The organism is Gemmata algarum, assembly GCF_034097035.1.
Classification (GTDB): domain Bacteria; phylum Planctomycetota; class Planctomycetia; order Gemmatales; family Gemmataceae; genus Gemmata; species Gemmata algarum.
In genome coordinates, this window is record NZ_JAXBLV010000133.1 from 98,976 (window position 1) to 108,217 (window position 9,242).

The 9,242-nt window shown below is 66.2% G+C and carries 7 protein-coding genes and 1 pseudogene; 1 reads left to right on the plus strand and 7 read right to left on the minus strand.

The window, feature by feature from the left end:
• Positions 1 to 188 precede the first annotated feature (188 nt).
• Entirely contained in the window at positions 189 to 3,281 is a 3,093-nt protein-coding gene (locus tag R5W23_RS11735; RefSeq protein WP_320686483.1) for a DUF4114 domain-containing protein, read from the plus strand.
• 97 nt (positions 3,282 to 3,378) lie between these two features.
• Here R5W23_RS11735 and R5W23_RS11740 read toward each other — a convergent pair whose 3' ends face one another.
• From R5W23_RS11740 to R5W23_RS32625, 7 genes and pseudogenes are all read right to left on the minus strand, one after another.
• Entirely contained in the window at positions 3,379 to 5,304 is a 1,926-nt protein-coding gene (locus tag R5W23_RS11740; RefSeq protein WP_320686484.1) for a redoxin domain-containing protein, read from the minus strand.
• 97 nt (positions 5,305 to 5,401) lie between these two features.
• Positions 5,402 to 5,638 (minus strand): hypothetical protein, encoded by a 237-nt coding sequence (locus tag R5W23_RS11745; RefSeq protein WP_320686485.1) that lies wholly within the window; start codon positions 5,636 to 5,638, stop codon positions 5,402 to 5,404.
• Positions 5,592 to 5,915 (minus strand): DUF433 domain-containing protein, encoded by a 324-nt coding sequence (locus tag R5W23_RS32620; protein WP_407936118.1) that lies wholly within the window; start codon positions 5,913 to 5,915, stop codon positions 5,592 to 5,594. Before R5W23_RS32620 ends, R5W23_RS11745 begins: the two co-directional genes overlap by 47 nt.
• A complete protein-coding gene (gene ychF, locus R5W23_RS11750; RefSeq protein WP_261190564.1) occupies positions 5,818 to 6,921 on the minus strand; it encodes a redox-regulated ATPase YchF in 1,104 nt (367 codons plus the stop codon). Before ychF ends, R5W23_RS32620 begins: the two co-directional genes overlap by 98 nt.
• 137 nt (positions 6,922 to 7,058) lie before the next feature.
• Complete coding sequence (gene lhgO / locus R5W23_RS11755; RefSeq protein WP_320686486.1) at positions 7,059 to 8,252, minus strand: L-2-hydroxyglutarate oxidase; 1,194 nt, start codon at positions 8,250 to 8,252, stop codon at positions 7,059 to 7,061.
• A 379-nt stretch (positions 8,253 to 8,631) separates the two neighbouring features.
• Positions 8,632 to 9,060 (minus strand): hypothetical protein, encoded by a 429-nt coding sequence (locus R5W23_RS11760; RefSeq protein ID WP_320686487.1) that lies wholly within the window; start codon positions 9,058 to 9,060, stop codon positions 8,632 to 8,634.
• Positions 9,061 to 9,073: 13 nt separating this feature from the next.
• Positions 9,074 to 9,235, minus strand: a pseudogene (locus tag R5W23_RS32625) (IS701 family transposase); the annotation flags it as partial.
• Positions 9,236 to 9,242 lie beyond the last annotated feature (7 nt).

Below are 9,242 nucleotides of genomic sequence, written 5' to 3' on the forward strand. Positions count from 1 at the left end.
GCGTGCTTAAAAGGCCGAAGGACTCGACCAACGCGATTATGTGTAATAACTTGCACCTCAGCTTGCGCAACTTGCCGATTTCCCTCAATCGCACGGCGTGAGCGGCCCGACAAACACACCGAAACGCAGCACCACGAGACGGCACCATGTTGCATCGCATTTTCGGACGCCGTTACAAGGATGTTCTCATGGACCTCGACCGTCTGCCCTCACGCCAGCCGCGCACCGCGCGGCTCGGGTGCGAGGTGCTCGAACAGCGAGACAACCCGGCCGCGTTCTACGTCGTGCCGGGCGTTGAGGGCTCGACCACCGCGCTCGACTTCAGTTGGGTCGGACGGGACTCGGCGTTCTCCAGCGAAATCGGTGTGTACACGGTCGATGACGCGAACGGCACGGTCAACGGGGTGTCGCCGCTCGACCCGAACTACGCGGCGACGGTGCTGGCGAACGTCACTTCCGTGTTCACCCGCGGACAAACCAAAGGTGCGCGGAACTCCGAGAGCTTTGCCGCCGGGACCATACTCGGCTTTTACATGGTGCAGAACAGCACCCTCGCCACGGCGCGGTCGTTCAACCCGGCCAACCTCGCGATCAACGGCCCGGTCGTGTTCTTCTCGTTCTTCGGCGGCCCCGACCTGACGGACCACACCCAAGCCTCGTACCAGGGGAACCAGGTCGTCGTGCGGTTCGAGGACGGGCTGCGCGGCGGGGACCGTGACTTCAACGACGCCGTAATCAAGGTGCAACCGCTGACCCCGAACCTGGTTCCGGGCGGCACCGGGCAGGTGACCCCGACCGCGTTCCGGCTGAACCGCCGCGACCCCGGCCCCGGGGAGATCGGGGTGTACCAGTTCGACGACGCGCTCGGTACGGTGGACGGGGTGCGCCCGGGCGACGCCGGGTACGCCGCGGCGGTCGCGCGGAGCGCGAAGCGCACGGTGCTGTTCTCGCCGCTCTCTGGCGTGGGCACGGTGGCGGGCGCCAACCTGCCGGCCAGCGGCAACTACGGGTTCTACATGATCCGTGGGATCACCGCCGAGCAGTTCCTCCAGGTGAACCCGACCAACCACACCGGGTTCGACCTGCCGGTGATGTTCTTCTCGCAGTCGAACGCCAACCCGGACAGCACGGTTCACGTGCGGCAGAGCCCGAACACCCTGCACTTCGAGATCGGGCTCAAGGGCGGCGACCAGGACTTCAACGACGCGGTCGTGTCGTTCGTGTACGGCACACCGTTCAGCCTCCCTGTCCCGCCGATCAGCCAGCCGACCCCTCTGCCGCCCCCGCCGCCCCCGCCGCCCCCGCCGCCCCCCCCGGGCGTCCCAGAGGTCACCGCGGCGCTGACAACCGACACCGCCGACCCGACCCGCCCGGCTACGGCAACCGACGGCGTGACCGCCACGCTGGGTGTGACCGGCAGCGCCACCGATACCGACGGGATCGCGACCCTGGAGGCCCGGCTCGGCACCACCGGGGCGTTTACCAACATCACGTCGGCCCTCGCTAACGGCACGTACACGATCAGCGCGGCGCTGTTCCAGACGCTCAACGGCGGCGTCGCCCTGCCGGACGGGACCTACTCGGTGCAAGTGCGGGCGACCGACACGCTGGGCAACACGTCGGCCCCGACGACGCTCACGTTCACGCTGGCCCGGTCGGTGACCGCGAACCTGCTGTTGGACGCGGCGTCCGACACCGGCTTCCAGGGCGATTACCGCACGGAAACGCAGAGCATCACGCTCCGCGGCACGACCCGGGCCGGGGCGACCGTGGTGCTCGAGCGGCAGACCGCGGCGTCGAGCCCGGCGGGCGCCCCGGTGCGCACGCAGATCACCTCGACCACCGCCGGCGCCAACGGGACGTACACGTTCAGCCTTACCGCGGCCGACGCGCTCAATGTGGGGCCGAACGGGTACCGCGTGCGCGTCACCGACGGGGCGGGTAACACCGCCAGCGCGGCGGCCACAATCACCCTCAACCAGGCGCCGCTGGCCCTCAACCCGACCCCGACCCCGGTCGCCGGCACGGTCGGTGGCAACCAAACATTCAACCTGAACACGTTCTTCACCGACGCGGACACCAACCAGTACGCCCGGATCACCACCAACCTGCCCGGTAACCCGGTCATTACGGTCCAGTTGTTCAACGGTGCCACCCCGACCCACGTGGCGAACTTCCTCGCCTACGCGAACGCGAACGCTTACGACAACTCGTTCATTCACCGCACAGATTCGTCGCCGGCAGTGGTCCAGGGCGGCGGGTTCGAGTTCCGCCCCCCGGTGACGGCCACCATCACCAACGCGACGTGGGCCGCCGGTGTCGCGACCGTCACCACCGCGACACCGCACGGCCTGAAGGACGGACAGACGGTAACCATCGCAGGGGTGAACACCACCGGCTACAACGGCACATATACGGTGGACGTGGTAAACGCGACCACGTTCCGCTACACGCTTGCCACCGACCCGGGCGGCACCGGCAACACCGGGACCAGCACCGGCGCGAACTTCGCAGTCGTCGGCGGGCTGCTCGACATCACCAACGCGACCTGGGCCGCCGGGGTCGCCACCATCACCACCGGCACCGCGCACAACCTGACCGTGGGGCAGGTGGTCTCGATCAACGGGGCACTGAGCACCGGCACCGGCACCGGGTTCAACGACGGGGGCACGATCTACACCGTCACCAGCGTGATCAACCCGACGACCTTCACGTACGCGCTCGCCACGAACCCTGGGACCTACGTCGGCGGTGGGAGCGTCGCGGCGGGTGTGACCAACGAGCCGTGGCTGCCCAACAGCACGGGCACGCTCGCACTGGCCAAGCGCGGCGGCAACGTCAGCAGCGGCACCAATCAGTTCTACTTCAACACGGGGGACAACTCGAACGGCGGCGCGGCCCTGGACGATCAAGGGTTCACGGTGTTCGGCCAGGTGGTCGGCAACGGGCAGGCGACGCTCAACGCCATCGCGGCGCTGACGCAGAAGGACTTCTCGGCCGCCAACGGCGCGTTCGGGAGCGTGCCGGTGCAGAACGGGGCGGTCAACTCGCTCCCGAACGCCACCGCCAACGATCTGGTGCAGTTCACCGACATCTCTGTGGTGACGGCCCCGCTCACGTACAGCGCGGTCAGCTCGAACACGGGCGTGGTCACGGCGACGGTGACCAACAACAACATGACTCTCAACTTCGTCGGCTCGGGCACAGCCACGGTCACCGCGACCGCGACGGACCCGGACGGCGCAACGGTGACGTACCAGTTCACCGTGACCGTCCCGTAATGGTGTTCGGGTGAGCGCACGAGCGTGTGCGGGCCGGGAGACAGCTATCTCCCGGCCCGCACACCTCGCCGAACTGTAACCGAGCCCGGCGTGCCGCTCAGCGCTTCGGGAGGTCGGGGATCGAGCAGCCGACGGCCTCGGTGCGGGCGTTCGGCACAGGCTTGCCGTCGAGAATCGCGGTCAGCGCGTCACGCAGGTCGTGCGTTTTCGGAGCCGGGCGCTTCTTACCAAGGCCGGCATAGAGATCGTTGATGCGCCCGCGGTACGCGACCGTCCCGTCGGGCAGCAGCACCACCGCTTCGGGCGTGCGGGTCGCCCCCGTCGCGGCCACCAGTTCGTGCTTCGTGTCGATGAGCACCGGCACCGTGAGGCCGAACTCCTTTGCGTGTTTGCGGGCGTCCTCGGGGGTTAGACCGGCATCAACCTGGACCGCATAAAACTGCACACCGCGAGTGGCAAAGTCCTTTGCGATAGCAGCGATCTCGGGTGAGTAGCCGTTGGCGATCGGGCAATCCGTCGTGGTAAAGAGGAGCACATTAGCCTTCGCGTCACCGACAGTAAGGGGCGTGCGAGATTTGCCGTCGATGTCACGGAGGCTCAGCGGCGGCTTCACGGGCGCGGCCTCCTTCTTGGGCGTGCCGAGTCCGCGTCCGAGGACCGCGGGGTCGATGCCGACGCGCTTCATTTCCGCCTCGATGTCCATCCCGCGGAGCCGGGCCTTGAGCACCGTCTGAACGGTGTGCGAGCGGAGGGCGTCGCGGAGCTTGCCTGTATCGTCCTCGTTGGCCGCGAGCGTGCGGAACGTGATCGCCCCCATCTCGTCGTAGGACGCCTCGCCCCACCGCACCCGCACCGGCGGGGTGCTCGGGTTCCGCGGGTTGTTGGCCGAGTTGTCCCAGGTGAGTTCCGCGGTAACCACGGTGCCCTTCGGCAACCGCACGTAGTCCTTGTAGAAGTAGGTGCCCTGCCAGTTGAAGTCCCAATCGCGGATGGAGTACAGGCTCTTCGTCTCGCCGTTCGGGAGCTTGGCGGTGGCCTTCATCGTCTTGCCGATGTAATGGGCGTGGCTCCCGACCCCGACCAGATCAACGTCCACCGGCAACGTGAACGAGTCCGTGATCTTGAAGTCTGCCTTACCAGCAGGAATGTCGATCCCCGAGAACAACCCAAACACCGGCGGCAGTTGGAGCCCCACGAGGGTCCGTTGGGGCGCCTTGGAGGCGAAGTACAGCCCGACCTCGATCACCTCCTCCTCTTTCTTGCCGGAGAGGTGGAAGTGCGTTTGCAGCACGAGGTCCGAGCCCTTCTTGAGCGGCAGCGCGAGCCCGTCCGGCAGGTGCGTCGGGATGCCGCCAACGGCCCACCCGCCGAGCGAGCCGGTGGGACGGAACGTCATTCCCGGGAACCCGGGCTGACCGGTCTTCGGGGCGAGTTGCCGCGCCCGCCCGCTGTCATCAGTGAAGTAGAGGATGTGGTGCAGTACGACCGGCGCGGTGGCCCGAAACTCGACCGCCGTGACCCACTTGTCTTCCGAGAGGTCGAGTGGCAGCACGAAGTTCTGGTAGATGTCGGCCCCCTCGGCAGGGAGGACGAACGGCCGGTCCATCTTCACCACGAGGTCGGGCTTGCCGAGCTGCCAGCCCTCGGGGAACTTGGGCAGCGCGGGGGTCTTACTCGGATCGCCCTCGGGCGCGCCTTCATTGACCCAGTTCGCGAACAATTTGATCTGGTCTTCGGACAGCCGGCGCGAGTCGCGGAACTCGCCGTGCCCCTTTTCGGGTTGCCACGGCGGCATGTACCGGTCTTCCATTGTCCGGAGCATGGTCTTCGCGTGCTTCTGCGTGTCCTTGTAGTTGAGCAGCGAGAAAGGCGCGACCTGTCCGGGGCGGTGGCAACCCGTGCAGTTCTGGAACATGAGCGGGGCGATGTGTTCGCTGAACGTGGGCTTCGCGGGCACGTCGGCCGCGGGTGCCACGAGCGGCGCAAGCACGAGCACGACCGGAACGAGGAACCACTTCCGCATCGGAATCTCCGAGAAGGTCGGGCGCAGCAGCGCCGCACGCTATTCTAACCCGCCGGGAGAGGGGCCGTTACATTACGCGGCGCAGCAGACAGAAAGGTCACTTAAACTTGATTTTTTCTTTTGCTTCCGTAATCAGCAGCTCGATGATTTTGAGGGGCACATCCCCACTGAACGTCTGCAAGAAATATTGCCCGGCTGCGTCCCCAAAGACAATTTCGGCCGCAAGAGCGGCACTCCCACTCTCCTCACGATGCAAAAGCAGACTGGTGGAACCAGCCGACGTGTCGTCAACGAGCGTTGTCCAGAAACGATCCCGACCGTGCCATTGATCCACAGTGGTTCTCGCGAATCGGCCGCGAACGCGAGGCGCACCCGAGTTTCTTCGGCATCGGATCCGGGAAATCACTCAGGATGTCGTTGATCGACATCCTGGCCGCAAGGCACTCGAACACGTCACGAACTGCTACTCGTAGGCCCCCAATGCCGCAAGTTGCGAGGTTTACGCGACTCAGGTCACGGCCCAAACCGGAAGTGCAATACGTCGCCGTCCTGCACGACGTACTCCTTGCCTTCCAGACGGAACCGGCCCGCTTTCTTCGCCCCGGCCTCACCTTCGTACTGGATGTAGTCGTCGTAGCCCACGGTCTCGGCGCGGATGAATCCGGCTTCGAAGTCGGTGTGAATGACGCCCGCCGCGGCCGGGGCTAGCGTCCCGTTCGCGATCGTCCAGGCGCGGGCCTCTTTCGGGCCGACCGTGAAGTAGGTGACGAGGTCGAGCAGCTTGTAACCGGCCTTGATGACCTTCGCCAAACCCGTTTCTTCCAGTCCCAACCCTCCGAGGAACTCCTTCTTCTCTTCTTCGCTCGGCAGGACCGAGATTTCGGCCTCGATCTTGGCCGACACGACCACGCACGACGCCCCACGGGCCGCGGCCATTTCCGCCACCTTCGCGGACAGCGCGTTGCCGTTCGCCGCGTGCTGCTCTTCCACGTTGCACACGTACATTACGGGCTTCGAGGTGAGTAGTTGCAGCGAGTCGAGCAGTTTGCGTTCGGCCTTATCCTTCGGGTTGACGGCGGTGGCAGGCTTGCCGTCTTGGAGCACCTTGATCGCGCGCTCCATCATCCCGACCTGCTCGGCCAGCGCCTTGTCGCCGCTCTTGGCCTTCTTCTGCGCCGACGAGATCCGCTTTTCGAGGCTGTCGAGGTCGGCGAGCATGAGTTCGGTCTCGATCACCTCCGCGTCGCGCAGCGGGTCGATGCTGCCCTCAACGTGAACGATGTCGGCGTCCTCGAAGCACCGCAGCACGTAGATGATGGCGTTCACGGTGCGGATGTGGGACAGGAACTCGTTGCCCTTCCCTTCGCCCTTGCTCGCGCCGCGCACGAGGCCGGCGATGTCCACGAACTCGAGCTGGGTCGGGATGAGCTTGGCCGAGTTCGCGATCTTCGCGAGTTTGGCGAGCCGCTCGTCCGGCACCGCAACCCGCCCGACGTTCGGCTCGATGGTGCAGAACGGGTAGTTCGCGGCCTCGGCCTGCATGGTCGAGAGCAGCGCGTTGAACAGGGTCGATTTGCCGACGTTCGGCAGCCCGACGATACCGCACTCGAAGCCCATCTTGGTTCATCCCGCGTGGCGAAGCTGATGCGAAACATTTTATTTATCGCAAACCGCTCCGTCGGGGAAGCCGGTGAACCGATCCTTCACGGACGCACCCGGCGAAGGCAATCACAGTCGGCCCGCCCGGCACACACCTACACCAGTTCCTTCAAAACCGCGTCCGCGATGCTGCGTCCGATCGCGAGCGACGCCGTCGCGGCGGGCGACGGTGCGTTCAGCACGTGAATCATCCGTGGCGCTTGGCAGACGAAGAAATCGTCCACCAATTTCCCGTCGGGGGCCACAGCTTGGGCGCGCACGCCCGCTCCGGCAGGAACGAGGTCGTGAAATGACACTTCGGGAATCAGCTTCCGCAGCGCGTGCCAGAACGCCCGCCGGCTCAGCGACCGATACATTTCGTGCAGCCCCACGCGCCAGAACTTCCGTGCCATCTTCCAGAAGCCCGGGTTAACCGCCAGTTCGGCCAGATCCGAGAGGTCCACGTCGCGGAACCGGTACCCTTCCCGCTTGAACGCGAGCACCGCGTTGGGGCCGCACTCCACCCCGCCGCCGATCATGCGCGTGAAGTGAACGCCCAGGAACGGCAGCCGGGCGTCCGGAACGGGGTAGATCAGGTGCCGGCACAGGCGCTCCGCGCGCGGCTTCAGCTCGTAATACTCGCCGCGAAACGGTACGATCCGTACTCCCGGCTCGATGCCACACAGCCGCGCGACCCGGTCCGAGTGGAGGCCCGCGCAGTTCACGAGTAATTTCGCACGAACGGGGCCGGCGTTGGTCTCGGCGGTGAGCGCGTCCTGTTCCGTACGACAGCCCAGGAACTGCGTGCCCGTGTGTACGCTCCCGCCAGCGTCGGTGATTTTCCGGGCGTACACTTCGGACACGGCCTTGTAGTTCACGATGCCGGTTTCGGGCACGCGGAGCGCCGCGACGCCGTTCACATGCGGCTCGATCTCACGCATCTCGGCGGCGCTCAAGCGTTGGATGCCGGTGAGCCCGTTTGCAGCTCCGCGCCGTTCCAGTTCCGCCAGCGCAGGCAGTTCGCTCTCGTCGGTGGCAACCACAAGTTTGCCGCACCGGTCGTGCGGGACGCCGTTCTCAGCGCAGAACTGGTACATGAGTTCCCGGCCGGCGGCGCAGTTGAGCGCCTTCGCGGACCCCGGCTTGTAGTACAGCCCGGAGTGAATGACCCCGCTATTGTGACCGGTCTGGTGCTGGGCGAGGTGGCCTTCCGCCTCGATCACCGTGACCGTGGCGCGACCCGCGAGGGCCAGCCCCGTTCCGAGCCCTACGATCCCGCCGCCGACGATGAGTACGTCCGTCGTGTGCATGGGGACAGATTATCGTGAACCGCGGCGAAATTCGTAGTGCGGAGGTCACGCCGCAGTTTGCGTGGGTTGAGGTTCTGGACACCCGTTCCCGGCGGATCGTTTTCGGAAGGGGCAACCGAGTCGGTTGGCGAAGAACCGACCACTACAGCGCTATTTTTCCCTAACTGTATATTTGCACATCATATTCGACTTTGGATTTCTCGGTATTTTGCGTGTGCGTAGCTTAACGACGCGTCGCTGTTTGGACGCGGTGGCGGCCCGATTGCAGCGCTGGTGGTACGCGGGGCCTCCAGCACCCAGACCCGTGGCTCGGTCTCCCGCGCCTGCTCGAGCCACTCGCAGCTCAGCACGGCCAGGCCCCGGCACACCTGCTCGGCCGTCACCTAGGGATCCCCCCCCGCAGCTGCTGGATATGCTCGGCCACGAACGCCAACATGGCCACGCGCAGCCCCATGCGCCGCCGTAGGGCCATGTAGCAGCGGCCCTCGAAGTTGGTGAACCCGAGCTCCGATTTGCACACCCGGAACACGTGCTCCACGGCCGCCCGGCGGAACCCGACCCGCACCGTCGCCTCGACCGGGGCGTTGGACACCAGGAACTTCTCCTCGCCCGTCTGGTCGCGGCACGCCCACACCAGCCAGTACGTGCCGGCCGACCAACCGTCCGCACCCGAGCCCGACACCCAGGTCCGCTTGACGCGCCACAATTGGTCCGCGGCGGTGGCCCGGGACAACCGCCCGAGCTGCCACTCCTGGACCCGGAACGCGCCCGCGTCGCGGACCACGTCCCGGGCGAGTTGGCCCGTCACCCCGGGGCCTGGGCACCCGAGCGGCCCCCACGCGGCACGCGAACGTGGACGGCACCTCGCCCACGAACGACTGCGGGCGGTCACCCAGGCCCCGCAGGAACGCGGGGTTCTTGCCGTTCGCGCTGTCGAACGTGAGCTCGTCCAGGTGTACACCGTTTTGCCGGACCCGGTCCACCTGCTCT

Bases quoted from the DNA above. Each gene is read 5' to 3' on its own strand.
- R5W23_RS11735 (WP_320686483.1), top strand. From the start codon at position 189: ATGGACCTCGACCGTCTGCCCTCACGCCAGCCGCGCACCGCGCGGCTC.
- R5W23_RS11740 (WP_320686484.1), bottom strand. From the start codon at position 5,304: ATGCGGAAGTGGTTCCTCGTTCCGGTCGTGCTCGTGCTTGCGCCGCTC.
- ychF (WP_261190564.1), bottom strand. From the start codon at position 6,921: ATGGGCTTCGAGTGCGGTATCGTCGGGCTGCCGAACGTCGGCAAATCG.
- lhgO (WP_320686486.1), bottom strand. From the start codon at position 8,252: ATGCACACGACGGACGTACTCATCGTCGGCGGCGGGATCGTAGGGCTC.